Annotated in this window: 20 protein-coding genes and 2 tRNA genes; 2 read left to right on the plus strand and 20 right to left on the minus strand. The window is 65.2% G+C overall.

Annotated features, from left to right (window positions below):
* Positions 1-171: 171 nt before the first annotated feature.
* The 9 genes from KA419_01700 to KA419_01740 form a co-directional block, all read right to left on the minus strand.
* Positions 172-600, minus strand: a complete 429-nt coding sequence (locus KA419_01700; GenBank protein ID MBP7864637.1) for a type II toxin-antitoxin system VapC family toxin — start codon at positions 598-600, stop codon at positions 172-174.
* Positions 600-833, minus strand: coding sequence for a type II toxin-antitoxin system prevent-host-death family antitoxin (locus tag KA419_01705; GenBank protein ID MBP7864638.1), 234 nt, complete (start codon positions 831-833; stop codon positions 600-602). The genes KA419_01700 and KA419_01705 overlap by 1 nt, the downstream gene beginning before the upstream one ends.
* Before the next feature lie 277 nt (positions 834-1,110).
* The gene (locus tag KA419_01710) at positions 1,111-3,090 is read right to left on the minus strand and encodes a right-handed parallel beta-helix repeat-containing protein (GenBank protein MBP7864639.1); all 1,980 of its coding nucleotides are present in this window, start codon (positions 3,088-3,090) and stop codon (positions 1,111-1,113) included.
* A gap of 221 nt (positions 3,091-3,311) precedes the next feature.
* The gene (locus KA419_01715; protein ID MBP7864640.1) at positions 3,312-4,511 is read right to left on the minus strand and encodes a cache domain-containing protein; all 1,200 of its coding nucleotides are present in this window, start codon (positions 4,509-4,511) and stop codon (positions 3,312-3,314) included.
* A 27-nt stretch (positions 4,512-4,538) separates the two neighbouring features.
* Complete coding sequence (locus KA419_01720) at positions 4,539-5,333, minus strand: DUF4388 domain-containing protein (protein ID MBP7864641.1); 795 nt, start codon at positions 5,331-5,333, stop codon at positions 4,539-4,541.
* Positions 5,334-5,347: 14 nt separating this feature from the next.
* The gene (locus tag KA419_01725; protein MBP7864642.1) at positions 5,348-5,842 is read right to left on the minus strand and encodes a hypothetical protein; all 495 of its coding nucleotides are present in this window, start codon (positions 5,840-5,842) and stop codon (positions 5,348-5,350) included.
* A gap of 2 nt (positions 5,843-5,844) precedes the next feature.
* A complete protein-coding gene (locus tag KA419_01730; GenBank protein MBP7864643.1) occupies positions 5,845-6,855 on the minus strand; it encodes a hypothetical protein in 1,011 nt (336 codons plus the stop codon).
* On the minus strand, positions 6,855-7,529 hold the full coding sequence (locus KA419_01735; GenBank protein ID MBP7864644.1) for a DUF4388 domain-containing protein: 675 nt from the start codon (positions 7,527-7,529) through the stop codon (positions 6,855-6,857). Before KA419_01735 ends, KA419_01730 begins: the two co-directional genes overlap by 1 nt.
* Before the next feature lie 107 nt (positions 7,530-7,636).
* Complete coding sequence (locus KA419_01740) at positions 7,637-8,410, minus strand: enoyl-CoA hydratase/isomerase family protein (protein ID MBP7864645.1); 774 nt, start codon at positions 8,408-8,410, stop codon at positions 7,637-7,639.
* A gap of 134 nt (positions 8,411-8,544) precedes the next feature.
* Between KA419_01740 and KA419_01745 the strand changes: the two genes are divergently transcribed.
* Positions 8,545-9,390 (plus strand): dihydroorotate dehydrogenase electron transfer subunit, encoded by an 846-nt coding sequence (locus tag KA419_01745; GenBank protein ID MBP7864646.1) that lies wholly within the window; start codon positions 8,545-8,547, stop codon positions 9,388-9,390.
* Between the two features lie 395 nt (positions 9,391-9,785).
* On the opposite strand, the gene KA419_01750 is transcribed toward KA419_01745, so the two are convergent.
* The 6 genes from KA419_01750 to KA419_01775 form a co-directional block, all read right to left on the minus strand.
* Positions 9,786-10,487, minus strand: a complete 702-nt coding sequence (locus tag KA419_01750) for an aminoacyl-tRNA hydrolase (protein ID MBP7864647.1) — start codon at positions 10,485-10,487, stop codon at positions 9,786-9,788.
* A 62-nt stretch (positions 10,488-10,549) separates the two neighbouring features.
* Complete coding sequence (locus tag KA419_01755) at positions 10,550-11,158, minus strand: 50S ribosomal protein L25 (protein ID MBP7864648.1); 609 nt, start codon at positions 11,156-11,158, stop codon at positions 10,550-10,552.
* A 23-nt stretch (positions 11,159-11,181) separates the two neighbouring features.
* Entirely contained in the window at positions 11,182-12,108 is a 927-nt protein-coding gene (locus KA419_01760; GenBank protein ID MBP7864649.1) for a ribose-phosphate pyrophosphokinase, read from the minus strand.
* Positions 12,109-12,174: 66 nt separating this feature from the next.
* Positions 12,175-12,249, minus strand: a tRNA-Gln gene (locus KA419_01765).
* Positions 12,250-12,253: 4 nt separating this feature from the next.
* On the minus strand, positions 12,254-13,156 hold the full coding sequence (ispE, locus tag KA419_01770) for a 4-(cytidine 5'-diphospho)-2-C-methyl-D-erythritol kinase (protein MBP7864650.1): 903 nt from the start codon (positions 13,154-13,156) through the stop codon (positions 12,254-12,256).
* Between the two features lie 2 nt (positions 13,157-13,158).
* Positions 13,159-13,914, minus strand: a complete 756-nt coding sequence (locus KA419_01775) for an energy transducer TonB (protein ID MBP7864651.1) — start codon at positions 13,912-13,914, stop codon at positions 13,159-13,161.
* 100 nt (positions 13,915-14,014) lie between these two features.
* On the opposite strand from KA419_01775, the gene KA419_01780 reads away from it, so the two are divergent.
* A tRNA-Ala gene (locus KA419_01780) sits at positions 14,015-14,090 on the plus strand.
* Positions 14,091-14,130: 40 nt separating this feature from the next.
* Here KA419_01780 and KA419_01785 read toward each other — a convergent pair.
* The 5 genes from KA419_01785 to cdaA all read right to left on the minus strand — a co-directional run bounded on the left by KA419_01785 (position 14,131) and on the right by cdaA (position 18,156).
* Positions 14,131-14,469, minus strand: coding sequence for a hypothetical protein (locus KA419_01785; GenBank protein MBP7864652.1), 339 nt, complete (start codon positions 14,467-14,469; stop codon positions 14,131-14,133).
* A gap of 201 nt (positions 14,470-14,670) precedes the next feature.
* On the minus strand, positions 14,671-15,786 hold the full coding sequence (locus KA419_01790) for an amidohydrolase family protein (GenBank protein MBP7864653.1): 1,116 nt from the start codon (positions 15,784-15,786) through the stop codon (positions 14,671-14,673).
* A gap of 43 nt (positions 15,787-15,829) precedes the next feature.
* Complete coding sequence (locus tag KA419_01795; protein ID MBP7864654.1) at positions 15,830-16,342, minus strand: hypothetical protein; 513 nt, start codon at positions 16,340-16,342, stop codon at positions 15,830-15,832.
* 184 nt (positions 16,343-16,526) lie between these two features.
* A complete protein-coding gene (locus KA419_01800) occupies positions 16,527-17,288 on the minus strand; it encodes a tRNA threonylcarbamoyladenosine dehydratase (GenBank protein ID MBP7864655.1) in 762 nt (253 codons plus the stop codon).
* Positions 17,289-17,322: 34 nt separating this feature from the next.
* Positions 17,323-18,156, minus strand: coding sequence for a diadenylate cyclase CdaA (cdaA, locus tag KA419_01805; GenBank protein MBP7864656.1), 834 nt, complete (start codon positions 18,154-18,156; stop codon positions 17,323-17,325).
* Between the last annotated feature and the right edge of the window lies 1 nt (position 18,157).

Below are 18,157 nucleotides of genomic sequence, written 5' to 3' on the forward strand. Positions count from 1 at the left end.
AAAGTGTCTGTAAAGCCTTTGTTTGAGCCATCACCCGGAGGGTGATGGTACTTTATGCGACCGTGTCAGAAATCAATAATCAATAGATATTGTTCGTGTTATAGATTCGCGGATATTCGTGTTATTCGCGGGAAATCCCCCTTTCGCGACTTTTTGCGGGCTCATCAAATTTCAATCGTCCCCCGGAATCCGGACCGCGACGGCCAGGGCGGAGGCCGCGGCGGCCAGGCGGCGGTCGAAGGTGACCAGGCACCTTCCCCCGGAGAACGCCACGGCAAGGTGGAGCGCATCCAGGCTCCGGAGCGGGGCGAGGTTCAAACTCACCCACTCCGACGCCAACCGGAGGTGGGAGGGTTCAACCACCAGGCGCCGGAAATAGCTTCCTTCCAGGTGAGAGCGGAAAAGGGCGACGATCCTTCCGACGTCCTCCGGGCCCAACCCCCCTTCACGCACCTTGCGGGCCAGAGCCGAGCAGAACTCGAGTTCGCCCAGGTCGCTGACCGCCAGGTCCCGCTCCCCGGTGAGAAAGCGCTCGGCCGCTCCGCTCGCGCTTTCGGGACAGTAGTAGGGCACGAGAACGCTGGTGTCGACATAGAACATCAGAAACGGCCCTCGTTCCGCTCCCGGTCCAGGACGGCGCTCACCGGTTCGCCGGAGACCCGTAAGGCGCGCCGGAATTCTTCCAGGGACGGGAGCCTCTTGACAGACTTCTCCGGTGGTATGATCCGCGCCACGGGTTCCCCCCGCCGTGTCAAGGTCACACTTTCACCGTCCTGCACCTTTTCCAGAAGGGCACGCAACCGGCTTCGGGCTTCACGCACGTTGATTTCCATTCCTCACCTCAACTCGAACAGACCGGTGACAAACCATCATTCACACGAACCAAACCCGGGAGAAAAAGTGGAAACCACCCCCATCCTTCGGGGGTTCAGTCGGTGTTCATGGGCTCTCGATACTAGTGTACACAAAATACCCGAATGTGTCAACACGAACATGGGAGAGATGACGAATCCAGTCTCAGCGAGAGAATCCGGATGGCCTTTCGCAACCCCATCCGATGGATACCCGTTGCGCTGTCAGGTTACTGTGGAGTGGCCATTCAGAGCATATCTATAGTCCCGCCAGGGTGCGGGCCAGGACCACCAGGTCGGCGGCGGCCAGGGCGCCGGAGTCGTCGTAGTCCGCCCGTTCGGGCCAGGCGCAGGGGGCGCGGCCCTCCGGCAGGTTCCCCACCAGCACGTTGGCGATGACGGCCAGGTCCGCGGCGTCGGTTTCCCCGCTGCCATCCACGTCGCCCGAGAGCGGGCCCTGCTCCGCGGCCCCGGCGTCGGGGGCGGAGCCGGCGTAGACGTCGTTGATGCCGTGGATCGGGACCGCGTTGTCCGCGGCGGGGGACCCCGCCAGCAGCCGCAGGTTCAGGAGCTTGGAGCCCGCCGGGTAGCCCGGGAGCGCGGTGGTGTCCAAAAGCGGGTCGCCCCAGGTGCCGTGGGCTTCCTGCCCCGTGGCCGCCCGGAAGGCCGCCAGGGTCTCGTACCGGGTGTTGTTGAGCGGGTCACCGTATTCGCAGACCCACTTGAAGGCGTAGACGCTGTCCCGCTCCCGGGTGCTGTACAGGGTGTTCCAGTCGAAGGTGTCGAGCCGGTGGTAGCCGCTCGCGTAGAGATCGCCGTTGTAGACCCGGCCCCGGGCGTAGAAGACGTTGTTGCGGTAGGTGAACTTCTCCTGGGTGGCCGGCTCGCCCCGGTAGAGGCAGTAGCCGTCGTCGGTCCGCGCCTTCTCCATCACCGTGTTGTGGTAGAAGAAGACGTTGCGCATGAGGCCGTCCACGCCGGTGTTCTGCTTGAGGCAGCCCTGGTGGAAGCCGTGGAGGCGGTTGCGGAGCACGAAGAGAGGGCCCGGGTAGAAGGGGGCGGCGGTCAGGGCGTTCTCGCATTTGCCGAGGCGGTTGCGGAAGACGCGGCCGTTGACCATGTGGCCGTCGCACTCGATGCAGTCGTCCTTGCAGTCGTAGATGACGTTGTCGTAGAGGTCCAGGTTCTGGTCCCGCCAGGTCTGGAGGAGGTCGGGCTCGTCGGGCCCCATCACCGGGCCGGACCCTTCGTCGCCGGTGGGGTGGACCCCGTCCACCACGCCGTAGATGGTGTTCCCTCGGATGGTGATGAACGGCCCCGGCTGGTAGGCCAGGACGATCCCGAAGTAGCTCTGGCCGGCCGTGTTGACATTGGGCTCGCCGGGGCCCTGGTTCTCGTCCACCGGGTCGTGGGTCTCGTCGCTGATGACGTTGTCGAGGATCAGGTGGTGGCCCGAGTAAGCAGGGGTGGCTTCCTCGCTGTGCTGGATGACGACGTTGGCGGTGTAGTCCCCCGGCTGGCTGTCGTGGATCCAGCAGCGCCGGATCACGGTGTGGTGGCTGCCGCGGATGTAGACCCCGGCGCCGTTCTCGTTGTGCACCTCCAGGTGGTCGAAGACGAGGTGGGACGAGCCTTCCGCACTGATCGCGGCGTCCGCGCCCTGGATCACGGGGCGGGTCTCCCCCTGGGAGGTGAAAACGATGGGGTTGGCGAGGGTGCCCGACACCCCGAAGAGGGCGATCCCGCCGGGGTAGGCGCCCGCCGCCAGGCGGACCTCGTCCCCGGGCTGCGCCCCGGCGACGGCGGCGTCCAACTCGGCCTGGTTCGCCACGTTCACCACCCGGAGCGGCGACGGCATCGTGTACTCCGGCCGGGTGGCGACGGTGGCGGTGACCGGGTTGGTCCCCGTCACGCCGTCGGGGTCGCTGAGGGTGACCCGAAGCTCGTAGACGGTGCCGGGCTCCAGCCAGAACAGGCTGGACGCCAGGTGGTTGCCGTCGTAGCGGACGAAGTCGTGCCCCCGCTGCCACGCGCCCGTCCCCTGCTTCCGGACCTCGAGGGTGGCGGTCTCGTTGAAGTTCATCCCCGAGACGGCGACGTCGACCCCCGCCGTCTCGAAGCAACCGTAGGTCTGAACCGAGGAAATCCCGGACGCCGGCACGCAGGCGACCGCCGCCAGGGCCAGTATCACACCGGGGATCGAACGACGGGAAAACCGGGTGCCTCGATACCGTTGCATGGTGCCCCTCCCGATGATGCTCTTCTCAGAATATCGCCCGTCGGGGCGGCGGTCAAGGACGAATCCGGGGCCCGGAAAGTGTGGGCGGCGGTGAGGGGTCGGGCGACGACGCCGGGGAAGCCGGGCTTGGCGAGGCAGCCATCGCAGGGCATCCTCACCGGGCTCACCCTAAAAAAAAGAGGCCGGCTTTCGCCGGCCCCGGTGAAGTCCACTGCAAGGGTTCAGCGCTTGCGCAGGCGCTCGATGGCGGACTTGAGGGAGACGCGCATGCGCTCGAGGGAGTTGGCCAGCTTCTCGATCTCGTCGCCCGAGGCCCGGACCTGGATGGAGATGTCAAGTTCGCCCAGGGAGATCTTGTCGGCGGCCTCGGTGATCTCCTCGATGGGTTTCGTCAGGCGGCCGGCCGTGAACCACGTCAGCACGATGGAGAAGAACAGGGCGATGCCGATGACGATGAAGATGATGTTGCGGATCCGGTTCTGGAAGTCGCGGAACCAGGTCTCCTTGACGCTGACCGCCAGCACGCCCACCACCTCGTTCTTGTAGTTCTGCAGAGGGATGTAGGAGCTGACGTAGGACATGTTGGCAATGGTCTCGGGCCCGGTGAACTCAAGGCCGGACTTGACCACCTTGTCGAAGATGACCTTGTCGATGGGGGCGCCGAGGCCGCGTCCGCCTTCGCTCGCCCGGTTGGTGGCGACGGCCAGGGCGGCGTCCTCCGTCTCCGTCCGCATGTAAAGCGTCGAGGAGCCGGCCTCCATCTCGTCCTTCTCGAAGACGAGGTTCTTGAACAGGTCGATGAGCTGGTTCTTGTTGTTGAGAACGTCACCCACGACGAGGAAACCGAGAAGCTCCTTGTCCCGCTTGATGGGCATGGCGGCCTGCAGGGCCAGGGCGCTCTTGACGTTCAGCTTCGTGGCCGCGTCCTTGAGACCTTCCTCGTTGAGGAAGGTGACGGCGAGGCGGACCGGCGTGCAGCGGGGTTTCTCCTTGACCTGCTCCAGCATGGGGTCGTCCAGCCGGGCGCCGGAGGAGGCCCGGTTGTTGGTCCGGAAGACCACGATCCCCTGCGGGTTGGTCAGGATGACGTAGTCCAGTTTCGCCTTCTTCTTCAGGTTCTCGAGGACGAAGGCGGCCTTGTCCATGTCCGGCTGGGTTTCGGGTTTTTTCTCGGTGAAGAGCCGGACGTACTCGTAGTAGACGAGGGTCGGGTGGATCTGCTCCACCTGGGCCAGGATCTCGTCGCGCCGGCTCATGAACAGGCCGTTCGCCACCCGGGAAAAGGAACTCATCTTGCGGAACGATTCCTCCTGGGAGCGCGTCGTGACGATGAAGTAGATGATGGCCGCGGAAATGATCAGGGGGAGGACGACGGCCAGGAGAGAGAGACCCAGCAGCTTTTTCCGAATTGTGAGTTTCAAGGTCCTTACCTCTATTCCAAGAGATTATCAGGCGTTCTTGATGATATCCAGCATGTTCTTCTGGAAATCGATCATTTTCCGGGGGTCGTTGATTTCGGTGGACAGGTTCTCGATCAGCTCGGGGAGCTTGTCTTTCGGGAACGCGTCCCGGCTTTCGCCCAGGCTCTGGATGTGGTCGTCGAGCACGATGGCGGCGAGGGGCCCGATGTTGCGGGCCAGTTCCCGCTCCACGAGGTCGAAGAGGGCGGGGTCTATGCCGGTCTTCTGCTCCACCTGGTCGACGGCCTCGCCGACGATCTCGATGAGGCCCGCCTCGTAGAGCTTCCGGAAGGCCTTGGCCACGTCCAGGAGCATGATGTCCACCTTGACGGCGATCTCCCGGATGCTGTCGATCCCGTTGATGTGCCGCAGGATGTTCCACTCCACCGCGTTGAGGGAGATCTCGCTCGGGGTCCCCGAACTCATCTTGAAAACGAGGTTGGTGTTGGGGATGGCGGCCCGGATGGCCTCCCAGTCGGCGTCGATCCCCTCCCCCTTCCGGATGATCTCGTCCTGGGGCGTCGAGATGGTCCGGTTCTTGACGGAGATGTTCGGGTGGAACGCGAAAACCCCCTCGTTCCAGGCGATCACGTCGTAGATGGCTTCCTCGCCCTGCGACAGGTTGTACTTGGCGTGGATGATGGCGCCCTGGAGGAAGTAGATGTCCGCCAACTCCTCGCCGCTCTGCAGGGAGAGCTTCCCGGTCCTCTGGCTGTTGCAGAGGATCTTCAGGATGTCCACCAACTTGAGCTGAGAGAGATTGCCTTTTAAGGTTTCACTCATTTCCCCATCCCGTGTTAAGTTAATAGCGATCTCGCCTTCTCGGAAAGCGCGAATTCCTTCTCGTTCATCTTGTCCCGGGTGAGCATGGAGGTCTTCTTGATCTTGACCGGCATGTCCATCTTCTTGTACTTCTTGTCCGTGAGGACCTTGGACAGGGAGACGTTCAGGGCGAGCCGCAGGTGGGCCTTGTTGAAGTTCTTCTCCCCGACCACCACGAGGATGGTCTCCTGGACCCCGTACTTCCCCGGGAAGTTCAGCCTGAGCTTGTTGTAGGCGAGGATCTTCCCTTCAAGGAGCAGGAGTTCCATCTCGTTGATGTCTTCCCCCGCCATCTCCAGGATCCCCATCGCCTGGACCATCTCGAGCCCGGCCGCGGAGTTGAAGAACGAACGCCCCAGCTTCTCCTGGGTCGGGTAGAGGACCTCTCCCCGGTAGTTGATCAGATAGGCCGCCTTGACGCCCATGACGTTCGAAATCTCGGTGATGAAATCGGCGATCAGCTTTTCCATGTTTATTTCCCGACCAGATCGTTAAGGTGCTTGTTCACTAGCAGTTCAGAGGCCACGTACTCGTGGCCGGCCAGGGCGGCCTGCACGGCCTTCCGGTACTCCTCCCGCGAGAACTCCTGCTTGGACTGCTGCAGGCGCTCCCCCATGGAGAGGATCAGCCGGAACACACCGTCGACGACCTTGTGGGGCGGCTCCACGGTGTTGAGCTCCATTTTGCCGCCCTTGTAGAGGAACTCGGCGGCGAAGGGGTCGAGGAAGGGGTGCTGGTCGGCGACCTGGAGGCAGGACTCCCGGAGGAACGCGTCGAAGTTGAAGTCCTTGCGGGCCCCCTTGGCGGCCATCTTCTCGAATTCCGCGATGAGGGTCTCGATCACCGCGTGCACCTCGGCGGGAGGCAGCACGGGCCCGGCCGCCGGGGCCGTCGTCGCCTCGATCTTCCCCTTGTAGACGTTGAAGGTGGCCCCGAGTTCACGGGCGCCGTCCACGATCTCCTTGACGGCCGGCTTCCCGGTGGTGAGGTCCTTGTCCAGGATGGAGAGGAGCGCTTCCACCACGTGCCCCTCCTGCAGGAAGACCAGGCCGCAGCCGTAGTTCTTCGTGAAGATCGCCTCGACGCAGTACTCCCCCTTCTCCTGCTCGTACTTGGCGATCAGTTTCTCGGGGTCGGTGAACTCGGAGGTGAGGTTCTCGTAGATCTTCTGCCCCTGCAAGAAACAGGAGATCAGGGCCACGGACTCGGCGGGGAGGCAAAACGAGGAGATCAGCATGTTCTCGGCGGAGGCCATCCGGAGGGCTTCGACGATGAGGTCCCGGCCGAACTTGACCTCCCCGGCCTGGATCCGGACGTTCGAGACGTCCCCGAAGTCGAGGAGGACTTCCACCTCGCCCTTGACGCCGATCAGTTCCACCAAACCCGAAAAACTGCTCTTCTTGAGTTCCTCCAGGAATTTCCCGAAATCGACAAAGGAGGAACTCAGCTCCTTGTGAACCGTTTTACCCTTGGGGATGTGCATTAGCGTCGCTCGTTGGTGTAGTTCTGGATTTCCTTGGCGATGACCGGTTCCAGCATCTTGAGGTTAGCCTGGGGGTTCGTGAACACGCCGATGATGTCGGGATCGCGGTCGTAGATGAGCACGATCTTGTCCGAGAAGAGGATGGTGGCGTCCTTGAAGTACCCGATCCCCGACTGGCGACCCATGTTCTGGATCTTGCCCGCGGCGAAAGCCAGCATGGCGCAGTAGAGCTTGAGCTCGTTTTCCTGCAGGTCGGTGTTGGCCTTCGGCTGCCCGTCCTTGCTCAGCAGGATCACCGCGATGATGGAACGGTCGATCTGCTCCATCTTCTTGATGAAATCGGTGAAGATCTGGTCCTGGCCGATCTGGCTTTCGTCGTAGATGCGCATCCCCTCCAGGATCAACTCCGACCACTTGATGTCGTTGGTCCGGATGTTGGTCCGGATCCCCTCCTCGATCTTGAACTCGCCCTCGGGAAGGTGAATGGCCCGGTAGATCGCGTCGGGGCCGGAGATGTTGTCGAACTGCGCGTGAGGGATCTCCCCGTTGTCGAAGTAGATGACGCCGATTTTCCCGCGATAGTTGAAGGTCAGCTTGGCGGTCTTCTTCTCGATGCAGTTCAATTGGATCAGGTTGACGAGGTTCAGTTCCTTGAGGTTGCCGATGAGTGCCATTTTTCTCTTTCTGTTAGCTAGAATTCAATGTATTCCGACATCCGTCTCACCGTATCACTTTCCCGAACAGGTGTCAAGCCGGTTCCTTTCCTTAAAAAAGCATTTTCTCAAAGATTTTTCCAGACTGGCGGACGTTTTTCGACCCATGCCGCGATACCTTCGGCGTAGTCTTCCGTTTCGGCCAGATCGTTCAGATAATCCGAGTAGGCGTCCTCGACAAAGTTCTCGAACAACCACTGGCGGCGGCGGCGCAGGTTGCGGAGGGCCACGCCCAGGACGGGGGTGCTCTGCCCGAAGAGGTTCCCGATCCACTTCTTGAGTTCCGCGCTGATCTGGTCCCGGGGGACGTGGCAGGTGACCAGCCCGGCTTTCACCGCCTCGTCCACCGACATCTGGCCGCCCTCGAGGAGGAGGGAGAACGTCCGTTTCTCCCCCAGCCGCTCCGGAAGGAAAACCGTGCCGAGGGGAGGGAAATTCCCCGTGCGGAAGTTGTCGTAGACGAAGAGCGCCTCCGAGTCCGCGATGACCACGTCGAAGAACCAGAGGAGGTCGCAGGCGGCGTTCTTGACCTTCCCGTTGGCCACGGCGATGGAGACGACGTCCAGGCCCAGGAGGTAACTGCAGAGGTTGCGGAACCGCTCCGTGATGGAGAACCCGATCTCCCGGCTGTGCTCCGAGTAGTCGAAGCCCGTGGAGAACCCGCCCCCCTGGGCGGTGAAGAGCACGGCCGCGAGTTCCCGGTCGGCGGTGATGGTTTCCATCGCCTCGCACACCTCGCCGAGGAGTTCGTGGCTGAGCTGGTTCAGCGGGGGGCGGTTGAACGTGACGTGCGCCAGCCGGTTCTTGATCTCCAGGTGGATGGATTGAAACTCGCCTTCCATCTTCCCTCCGGATACGACGTTTTTCGTGCCTCTCCGATCCGCCTCTTGGGCTATAATCGCCGCTGCCGTTGTCGTTTCATCTCCCTGTATATCACGGACCGCAATCGATTACAAGATCTTCAGGAGCCGCAGGCATGATTAGCACCGAAAACCCCGTTCGATCGATCGAGCCCCTCCAGGCAGACTACTTCCTTCTCGACCTCCCGGCCCCGCGGCAGGCGGCCCTGGCGGCGCCCGGCCACTTCTTCATGCTGGGCCTTCCGGGCGCCGGCCTCTCCCTCGACCCCCTCCTCAACCGTCCCATCAGCGTCCTGGACGTCCTCCCGGACGCCGGGGGCCGTCCCCGGAGCCTCGTCTTCCTGGTCAAGAAGGTCGGCCGGGGGACCCGCCTGATGTCCAGCCTCGCCAAGGGCTCGACCCTCCGGTGCACCGGCCCCCTGGGCAACACCTTCCCCGAGCCCTCCCCCGGGGAGCGCATCGTGCTGGCGGGCGGCGGCGTCGGGATCGCGCCCCTGCACTTCTTCGCCGCCCGCTGGGCCGGCCGGGCCTCCCTCACCGTCTTCTACGGAGGGAAGCGCGCCGCCGACCTCCCGCTGGCGGACCGGTTCGGCGCCCTCGCGCCCGGCGCCTTCCACGCCGTCACCGAGGACGGCTCGGTCGGGGAGGAGGGCCTGGTGACCGGCCCCCTCGGGCGCTACCTGGCCGACCGGCCCGACGAGCGGGTCTACTGCTGCGGCCCCACCCCCATGATGAGGGCGGTCTGCGAGACGGCCGGCGACCCCGCCCGGGTCTGGGCCTCCCTGGAGAGCCGCATGGCCTGCGGGATCGGGATCTGCCTCGGCTGCGCCCTTCCGGTCGCCGCCGGGACCGCGGCCCCGGACCGCGCAGCTCCCCCCGGGGGAGTCACCATGGAACGGGTCTGCAAGGAAGGCCCGGTGTTCAGGGCGGACCGGATCGTGTGGGAAAGCCTGCCGGATTGACGGTTGCGTGAGAAAAACAGTCAAAGGCCTCAAACAGTCGATTTAGCCCGCGAATCACGCGAATGAACGCGAATCGGATTCTGATAATCGATAGGTATTATTCGTTTTATATATTCGCGTCGATTGGCGTCATTCGCGGGTGATATCCAGTTGGCGGCTTTTTGCTGGAGCATCAATTTTCCCGCTCCAACCAAATTCAAATTGGTGACATCATCAATATGCATATAAACTGGAATTGCAAACAAGCGTCTCATCCGGATGTCAATGTCCGACGGTCTCGCAACCCGTCGCACATCGAAAGGGAAATTACTATAAAAACCTTGGGTTGAGCCATCGTCTGGAGGGCGATGGCACTTTGGACGGGGAGGTCGAACGGGGGTCGAGACCTGGGCGGCTCAGGGCATGTCCGTGCTTTCCGGGGGGGGGGCCGCCGGTTCCGACCCGGTGCCCGGCGAGTTCTCCTCCGGGAATCCCCCTGGGTCCGCCGGCGTCCCGCTCCGGGGCCTCCCCTTCCTCACCGCGGTCCCGGCGCTATCCCGCGGCCCCCGGCGGCTTTCGCCCCGGAGGGTGCCGGCCCGGTCCATGGCGGCCCGGATGCCGTCCTCAGCCCATACCGCCACGACCTCGGCCAGTCGGGTGAAAAGTTCGGGAAGCTGCCCGGACTCGGAAGGCGTGAAGTCGGAGAGCACGTAGTGAACGGTGTCTTCGGGGGGGGCTTCGCCCCCGATCCCGATCCGGAGGCGGGGGATGTCGGTGCGGCCGGCCGCCGCCAGGATGCTCTCCATGCCCCGGTGGCCCCCGGAAGACCCCTGGCCGCGGACCCGGAACGCCCCGAAGGGAAGCGCGAGGTCGTCGTACACGACGAGCGTTCGTTCGACCGGGTAACCCAGGGCGGCGAGGACCGCCGCGTAACACTGCCCGCTGAGGTTCATCCAGGTCTGCGGCCGGACCAGGAGCAGGGGGCGCCCCGCGAGTTCCCCCTCCCCGACGTGGGCGAAGAGGCCCGTTTCCGCCCGCACGGGGCCCTGCCGGACCCGGGGCCCGAACCAGTCCAGAAAAAGAAACCCGGCGTTGTGCCGGTTGTACCGGTATCGCAACCCCGGGTTTCCCAGTCCGAAAACGGCGTATCCGTCCGCGGGCGGCAACATCCGTCAGGCGGTTACTTGGCTTCCGCTGTCGTCTCGGCGGCGGTCGGGGCCGTCTCGGCGCCGCGGGTGCCCTCGACGTGGACCACGATGGTCTCGGGGTCCGCCAGGATCTTCACCCGGTCGCCGAGGTCGACGTGCTTGACTTTCAGGTTCTGGTTGATCCCGAGACCGGACACATCGACCCGGATGGTCTCGGGGATGTCCTGGGGGAAGCACTCGACCGGCATATGGTGCATGAGGATCCCGAGGATCCCGCCGAAGGTCTTCACCCCGACCGCGACGCCCACCGCCTCCACCGGCACCTTGACCTGGACGGCCCGGTCGCGGCTGACGGCCAGGAAGTCCACGTGAATCAGCTCGTCGCGGACGGGGTCCAGCTGGAAGTCCTTGATCAGGACTTCCTTGGTGTTCTGCTCGTCCAGCTTGAGGGTGTAGGTCCGGTTGCGGCCCCCGGGCGTGTGCAGCAGATGGTCCAGCATCTTGCGGTCCACGGCGAGGGGGACGCTGACCTCGTCCTTCCCGTACAGCACGGCCGGGACGTAACCCGACACTCTCAGGCGGTGGGAGCCGTTTTTCCCCAGATCCCACCTCCGCTTGGTTTCAATCGTGATTGGTTCCATATCAGACACTCCTCTGGTGATTTTCAGACGAACAGGTTGCTGATCGACGTCTCGTAGTGGATGGAACGGATGGCCTCGCCGATCAGGGGCGCAACCGACAGGACCTTCAGGCTGGGGATGTTCCGGTCCTCGGGCACTTCGATGGTGTTGGTGGCGATGAGCATCTCCAGCGGCGAATTCCGGAGCCTCTCCATGGCCGGCCCGCTTAGGACGGGGTGGGTCACCGCCGCCAGCACCCGGGTCGCCCCGCGCAGCTGCAGGGCGTGGGAGATCTCGGTCATGGTCCCCGCCGTGTCCACCATGTCGTCCACGATGACGACGGTTTTCCCCGCCACCTCGCCGATGATGTTCATCACCTCGGCCACGTTGTCCTGGACCCGCCGCTTGTCGCCCAGGGCCAGGTTCGCGTTCAGCCGCTTGGCGTAGGCCCGGGCGCGCTCTGCGCCGCCGGTGTCGGGGGAGAGGATCGTCAGGTCCCGCAGGTTCAGCGAGGAGATGTAGTCCAGGATCACCGGCGCCGCGAAGAGGTGGTCCACCGGGATGTTGAAAAAGCCCTGGATCTGCGAGACGTGCAGGTCCATGGCCAGGACCCGGCTCGCACCCGCGGCGGTGATGAGGTCCGCCACCAGCTTCGAGGAGATCGCCACGCGGGGCTTGTCCTTCCGGTCCTGGCGGGCGTAGCCGTAATAGGGGATCACCGCGGTGATCCGCGACGCGGAGGCCCGCTTGCAGGCGTCGATGATGATGAGCAGTTCCATGATGTTGTGGTTGACGGGCCGCGACGTCGGCTGCACGACGAAGACGTCGCGGCCGCGCACGTTCTCGAGGCTCTGGAAGTAGATCTCCCCGTCCGCGAACGTGGTCAGCCTGGACTTGCCCAACGGGATTTTCAAATAACGGCAGACTTCCTCGGCCAGTGACTTGTTGGCCGAACCGGAAAAGATGATCAAATCGCCTTTGACCACAGCGCGCTCTCCTGCTGCCCGCCCGCGACCGGGTGCGGCGGCTCGAGAAGGTGGCTGGGGAGGAAGGATTCGAACCTTCGAATGCAGGTTCCAAAGACCTGTGTCTTACCGCTTGACGACTCCCCAGCGTTCAATGAACGACGGCGGCAGAGTGCGGCGCCCCGGTGATTCCCGAGGGGAGGAACCGCGTCACGACGACGCGACCGGGCGTCGGGCCGTTCTCCAGCAACTGTGCGGCCCGCCGGCTCTGCGCTTCCGAGCGAAAGACCCCGTACACGGAGGAACCGCTGCCGCTCATCAGGGCCGGGCAACCCCCCGCCGCACGGAGTTGATCCTTGATGCGCGAAAGCTCCGGATACGCTTTGAAGACCACCGTTTCAAAGTCGTTCTCGGCCATCTGGAGCAGGGTGTCCGAATCCGGCGAAAACCCGCGCAAACGCGGAATATTAGTCGTTGCATCCGAATTTGTCAACAGCAAATTCAGCTGCCCGTACGCCCAGGGCGTGCTGACGACCACCGCGGGAAAGACCAGCACCACCCAGCACGGGGGGAGGTCCGGCAGCGGGATGATCTCGTCCCCCCGGCCGATGCCGAGGGCGGTCCCCCCCGCCAGGAAAAAGGGGACGTCCGCCCCGAGGCCCCGCCCCAGCTCCGCCAGCGCCTCCCGCCCCAGCCCGGTCTTCCAGAGACGGTCCAGGCCGGCGAGCGTCGCGGCGGCGTCGGAACTCCCCCCGCCCAGGCCCGCCTTGTCGGGAATGTTCTTGAACAGCCGGATGCGGGCGCCGGAGGTGGTCCCGGTGGCCTCCTTGAGCGCCTCGGCGGCACGGACGCAGAGGTTCGTCCCGTCGGTAGGGATCCCGGGGCGGTCGCACTCGAGGAGGACCCGGCCGTCCTCCCGCGGCTCCAGGACGACGCGGTCGGCCAGTTCCACGGTCTGGAAGAGCGTCCGCAGTTCGTGGTACCCGTCGGGCCTCCGAAAGAGGACCTTCAGGTACAGGTTGATCTTGGCGGGTGCGATCAGCTCGATGGCCATGCCTACTTGAAGGAGATGCGCATCTCGCCGATGACGGGGACGCTTTTGCCCTTGTGGAGAAACGGCTCGAATCGCCACTTCCGGACCGCCTGGAGAAGGTAAGGCACCAGGTAGGTGGGGCCCTCCATCAGTTCCATGTCGGTGACGTGCCCGTAACGGTTCACGGTCAGCATCACCGTCACGCTCTTGGGCGGGTCGCGCTTGAGCAGTTCCTTGTTGAGGATCTCCGGAGCCTCGTACTTCTTGAGGTTCCCGGTCAGCACCTCCGTGGTCACGAAGATGCCGGCGCTCTTGACCTGGATGTAGCCGTAGACCAGCACCAGGGCCCCGATGATGAAGATGCCCCCCCCGACCATGAGCATGTTGCGGTAGCCCTGCTGGTAATCCGAGGCGTAGACCGCGTCCTTGATGCTCTTGATGGCCAGGACCAGGCTTCGGTTGTTGATGCTGGCGGGGCTCCGCCGCAGATCGGCGGCCCGGGAGAGGACGTCGCGGGTGTCGCCCCGGCGCAGGTCGGTCACGCACTGCATCACCCGATCCTTGATGGTGGTACTCAGCTCGGGGTTCTCCCGCAGGGCCTCGTCCACGCTCTTGCTCGCGTCGGCGAGCCGGAGGTCGAAGATGGCCTGGGCGTCGGCCGTGGGGTAGTAAAAGTAGATGGTCCAGATCACCCCCGCCAGGACCAGGACGGTCCCGACCGGCAGGAGCATCATCTTTCGAAGGCTCTGCTTCATCTTGGCCATTTTCAGAAAGCTCATCGGACTAACCTCTCTCCGTCGGTGATCTTCCCTTCACAAACCCCTTGCGTTCGGAGGGAACTTGCCGTATATTGCGCCGCGCGGGTCCCTTGAAACCCGTGGGGTAATAGCTCAGCTGGAAGAGCGCGGCGTTCGCAACGCTGAGGTCGGGGGTTCAAATCCCCCTTACTCCACCAGTTTGACGCCGACGGCCGATGGCCGTCGGCGTTCGTGTTTTCAGTGCCAGTTCTTCTCATGGCAGGCATAGCACGAGGGTGCCCCTGGGCCCCCCTTCAGGTCCTGCCCGTGGCAGGAAGCGCAGTTGGAGAGGGGGTCCTTCATCCCGGGTTTGTGCAGGGCGCCCTTCTTCTCCCGAACGTGGTCGGCCGGGACTTTCTTCCCGGGCCCCCGGGCGGGGGCCTGACCGGGTGAGGCGGCCGGCGGGCCGGCGGCGGCAGGGGGGGCGGTCGGCGGCGGTCCCCCGCCGCAGGCGAACAACGTCAATGCCAGCATCGACAGGACGAGAAGGCGGCGCAGGGCCTTCAGGGCCCCCGCCCGACATGAGAAGGGATGCATCTTCCACCTCTGGACTGAAGATCCGTGGGCAACCCGGCCGGACTCGACGCAAACCCTCTCCACCCCCGGTTTCTCCCTGGTTCAGGATACGCCGGCTTGCCGTCAATTCATGGTTGAAGCATATCCGGTGACCGAACGAAATGTCAACGGGAAAACGGGGAGAAGGTGAAATCTCTCTGTAATCCCGGAGCTTTCCCACCCTCAGCCGCCGTATCCGGCCCTGAACTCGTCGAGGCTGAGGCGCTGACTCTCATAAGGGGGCCCAAGACAAGCCCGGAGGGCGGAAAGCCGGCCGTGCGGCATCCCGTCCGAACCGAAGAGGAGGTCTTCGCCCGGCCGGTAGCCAACCTCGTCGATGAGCATCCGGAACGGGTTGTTGGCCCTGCGCTGGGTCTCGGAGAGGCGGTCGGCGTAGTCCTCCGAGTCGGAGCTGAAGTTGGGCTGCATGGAAAGGGTCACGCCGAGTCGCCGGGCCCGGACCGCCAGCGGGCAGTCGATGAACTGGGCGTGCTCGATCCGGAGCCGGGGCAGGGCGCACCCTTCCCCGGACAGCTGTTCGAGGACGGTGACAACCTGCGCCAGGGCGCGGTCGCCGATGGCGTGGACGGACACCGCCTTCGCGCTCGCGGCCGCCCGGCGGAGCGCGGCTTCGAGGCCCGCGTCCGAGTGCACCAGAAGGCCCGCCGAGCCGTCGGGGTACCCCGCTGCAAGCGCCGCGGTGCGCATGCCCAGGGCCCCGTCGGCGAAAAGCTTGACCCCGTCCACGCGGTCCCGGCCCCGCGGGCCCAGGCCGGCGAAGACCTCCGGCGAGGCCCAGGACCGTATCCGGCCGGCGAAGGGCGAGCCGTCGACCAGGTCGAGGAAAGACTCCCCGGGGATGAGCATGTCGTCCACGCGGTCCACGCCCATCGCCGCCATGGACGCCATGAACGCCGCCAGCTTCCCCGCGTCGATCCCCGCCGTCCGGGTGAGGAACACCAGGATCTGCGGCAAACGGGTCTCGCACCAGAGCGGGTCACGCCAGTGGCGGACGATCCCGGGGAAGGTCGGGCCGAGCGCCGCTTCCGCGGCCCGGTTGAGGACGAAACCGTGCAGGGAGACGTTGACGACCACCAGGGGGGGGAAGGCATCCAGACGGGACGCCGTGAAGCCGTAGCGCCCCCCGTGCCAGCCGATGGCGACGGTCACGGCCGCCCGGTCGAAGCCGGACAGGAGGTCCAGGGCCTCGTTTTCCGAGCGGGCGCCGGACAGGTCGATCGCACCGCCCAGGGCCGCGTAGAGGGAGACATGGTTGTGGTGGTCCCGGATCGGGTTCAAGCCCGCCTCGATGGCCCCGGGACCGTTTCCGGCGGGGGAAGGCTCAGAAGCCATACCGGGACAGGGCCCGCTGGAGAGCGACCTGGAAGTCCCGCATGTCCTCGGGCGAAGGGCGGTAACCCTGTTCCTCGGGCATGAAACCCAGCCGGCCCATCTGGTCGACGAGCCACCCGGCCCGCTTGCCGTCGCCGAAGGTCACTTTTCCACTCACGATGGAGCCGGGCTGGGTGATCTGGTCCACCTCGACCTGGACTCTCCCAGGGGCGGCGGGGGATGCCGCCGCCGCTTCGTCCGCGTACGCCCCGAGTTCCTCGGGGTCGTCGTCCCACCCGCCCGCCTCGTCGGCGTCGGCATCGGGAAGGACCGGGGCCGGCTCGGGGGGGGGCACGGCGGCAGACTTGAACGCGGCCTGGATGTCGTCCAGAAGCATGTGAACGTCGAGGTAGGTCATGGAGATCCCGAACTCGGATTCCAGCAGGTTCTGGATCTCGTAAACCTTCAAGCCCCGGTCGACCCAGGTATGAACGGCTTTCTCTTGTGCTTCCGTCAGTTTCATGCGGATTCCTCCCGCGGATTGAGCTGCCGCCCGTCGCCCGGGGAGAAGGGAGAGCCCCGGGGGAGCGGAAAATCGCCATTTTAGCACGACGACGGCTTCCGCGGGGGAAAATCGTGAGGCTCCCGTCCCCCGGCGGGTCCCGGCAGGATGGCGGGGGCCCGAACCGGCCGGGGCCCGTTCCGCTTCAGGGCGTTCGCCCTTCGGGAAGCGCCGGCTCCCGGGCAAAGGAGCCCCCCAGGAGCAGCCGCATCGCCGTGTGGGCGGCGAGGAGCCCCATCAGGCCCGTCAGGGTGGGAAGGCTCCCGAGGACTCGGCGCTCCCTCCCGCGCCGCACCCCCGGGGGTGCCGTGTCCGGGTCTTCGGTCTCCGGCGGCAGGGGGATCGACCGGTCCACCGGTTCCACCGAGAACACGCAGGGGTGGTCCACCGGGAAGCCCCGCCGGCGGAGCAGCTTGCGGACCCGGCTCGCGAGCGGGCACTGGACGGCTTTCGACAGCGGCCCGACCCGCACCGCGGACGGGTCGGTGCGGAGGGCCGCGCCCATGCACGACACGAGGGGGACCCCCCGCGCAAGGGCCCCGGCGGTCAGTTCCACTTTGGGGATCACGGCGTCGATGGCGTCCACCAGCAGGTCGATCCCGCCCCCGAGGACGAGGTCCAGGGATTCCCGGTGGGCGAAGAGCCGCAGGGGCTCCACCGCGCAGGCGGGGTTGATGTCGGCGACCCGCCGGGCCGCCACCTCCGCTTTCGGCTGCCCCAGCGTGGATTCCAGGGCGAAGAGCTGGCGGTTGATGTTGCTGCGCTGCACCCGGTCGAAATCCACCAGGCGCAGCCGGCCCACCCCGCCCCGCGCCAGGGCCTCGACGGCATAGGAGCCCACCGCCCCCAGGCCCACCACCGCCACGTGGGCGCGGCCCAGCCGGGCGGCCTTCTCCGGCCCGATCATCAGGTGCAGGCGTTGGAAGCGCGGGTCCAAGGGGTCAGCCCTGCTCGGGGTTTTCCCGTTCGGGCGAGGAGAACGGCCGGAAGCGTTTCGCCCGCTGCGCCACGTTCTGCCGGAGGAAGGCGGCGAGGGCGTCGGAGTCGTCCATCCGCTTCAGCTTCCCCTCTACGGCAATGGAAATCCGGCCCGTCTCCTCCGAAACCACCACGGCGATGGCGTCCGTCTCCTCGGTGATCCCGATGGCGGCCCGGTGACGGGTCCCGTACTCCTTGCTCAGGTGCGGCTCCAGCGTGAGGGGCAGAAAACACGAGGCGGCGGCGATCCGGTCCTTCTGGACGATCACGGCCCCGTCGTGGAGGGGCGTCTCGGGGTGAAAGACCGTCACCAGCAGGTCGTAGGAGAGGTTGGAGTTCAGCATGATGCCGTTCTCCATGTAGTTCCGCAGCCCCACCGCGCGCTCGACGATGATCAGGGCGCCGATCCGCTTGGACGACAGGGTGACGGCCGCCAGGGCGATCTCCTCGTAGTCCAGCACTTTCTCCTTCGGCATGAAGAGGCGGAACAGCCGCGTGGAGCCGATGTCGGACAGGATCTTCCGGATCTCGTCCTGGTAGAGGACGATGAGGGCGAAGGCCATGACCGGGGCGAAGTTGGCGAGGATGCGGCGCGACAGGGGGAGTTCCAGCCGCTCGGCGATGAAGTAGCCGAGAATCAGGAAGGCGATCCCCACCGCCATCTTCGCGGCCCGGGTCCCCCGGATGACGACGAGGAGCCGGTACGCCACCAGCGACACCAGGAGGATGTCGACAACCTCCGTCGGGCTGACCGGAAGGTTCTTCAGGAAAGCGGCGATCTCCGTGAAGATGTTCATC

The sequence above is a fragment of the Acidobacteriota bacterium genome (assembly GCA_018001935.1).
In the GTDB taxonomy this organism is placed as follows: domain Bacteria; phylum Acidobacteriota; class JAAYUB01; order JAAYUB01; family JAAYUB01; genus JAGNHB01.

Excerpts from the sequence above, each read along its gene's own strand:
- KA419_01705 (MBP7864638.1), bottom strand. The coding sequence starts at position 833 with ATGGAAATCAACGTGCGTGAAGCCCGAAGCCGGTTGCGTGCCCTTCTG.
- KA419_01740 (MBP7864645.1), bottom strand. The coding sequence starts at position 8,410 with ATGGAAGGCGAGTTTCAATCCATCCACCTGGAGATCAAGAACCGGCTG.
- cdaA (MBP7864656.1), bottom strand. The coding sequence starts at position 18,156 with ATGAACATCTTCACGGAGATCGCCGCTTTCCTGAAGAACCTTCCGGTC.
- KA419_01720 (MBP7864641.1), bottom strand. The coding sequence starts at position 5,333 with ATGAGTGAAACCTTAAAAGGCAATCTCTCTCAGCTCAAGTTGGTGGAC.
- KA419_01795 (MBP7864654.1), bottom strand. The coding sequence starts at position 16,342 with ATGAAACTGACGGAAGCACAAGAGAAAGCCGTTCATACCTGGGTCGAC.
- KA419_01745 (MBP7864646.1), top strand. The coding sequence starts at position 8,545 with ATGATTAGCACCGAAAACCCCGTTCGATCGATCGAGCCCCTCCAGGCA.
- KA419_01710 (MBP7864639.1), bottom strand. The coding sequence starts at position 3,090 with ATGCAACGGTATCGAGGCACCCGGTTTTCCCGTCGTTCGATCCCCGGT.
- KA419_01730 (MBP7864643.1), bottom strand. The coding sequence starts at position 6,855 with ATGCACATCCCCAAGGGTAAAACGGTTCACAAGGAGCTGAGTTCCTCC.
- KA419_01725 (MBP7864642.1), bottom strand. The coding sequence starts at position 5,842 with ATGGAAAAGCTGATCGCCGATTTCATCACCGAGATTTCGAACGTCATG.
- KA419_01700 (MBP7864637.1), bottom strand. The coding sequence starts at position 600 with ATGTTCTATGTCGACACCAGCGTTCTCGTGCCCTACTACTGTCCCGAA.
- KA419_01785 (MBP7864652.1), bottom strand. The coding sequence starts at position 14,469 with ATGCATCCCTTCTCATGTCGGGCGGGGGCCCTGAAGGCCCTGCGCCGC.
- KA419_01800 (MBP7864655.1), bottom strand. The coding sequence starts at position 17,288 with ATGATCGGGCCGGAGAAGGCCGCCCGGCTGGGCCGCGCCCACGTGGCG.
- KA419_01735 (MBP7864644.1), bottom strand. The coding sequence starts at position 7,529 with ATGGCACTCATCGGCAACCTCAAGGAACTGAACCTCGTCAACCTGATC.
- ispE (MBP7864650.1), bottom strand. The coding sequence starts at position 13,156 with ATGGCCATCGAGCTGATCGCACCCGCCAAGATCAACCTGTACCTGAAG.
- KA419_01755 (MBP7864648.1), bottom strand. The coding sequence starts at position 11,158 with ATGGAACCAATCACGATTGAAACCAAGCGGAGGTGGGATCTGGGGAAA.
- KA419_01775 (MBP7864651.1), bottom strand. The coding sequence starts at position 13,914 with ATGAGCTTTCTGAAAATGGCCAAGATGAAGCAGAGCCTTCGAAAGATG.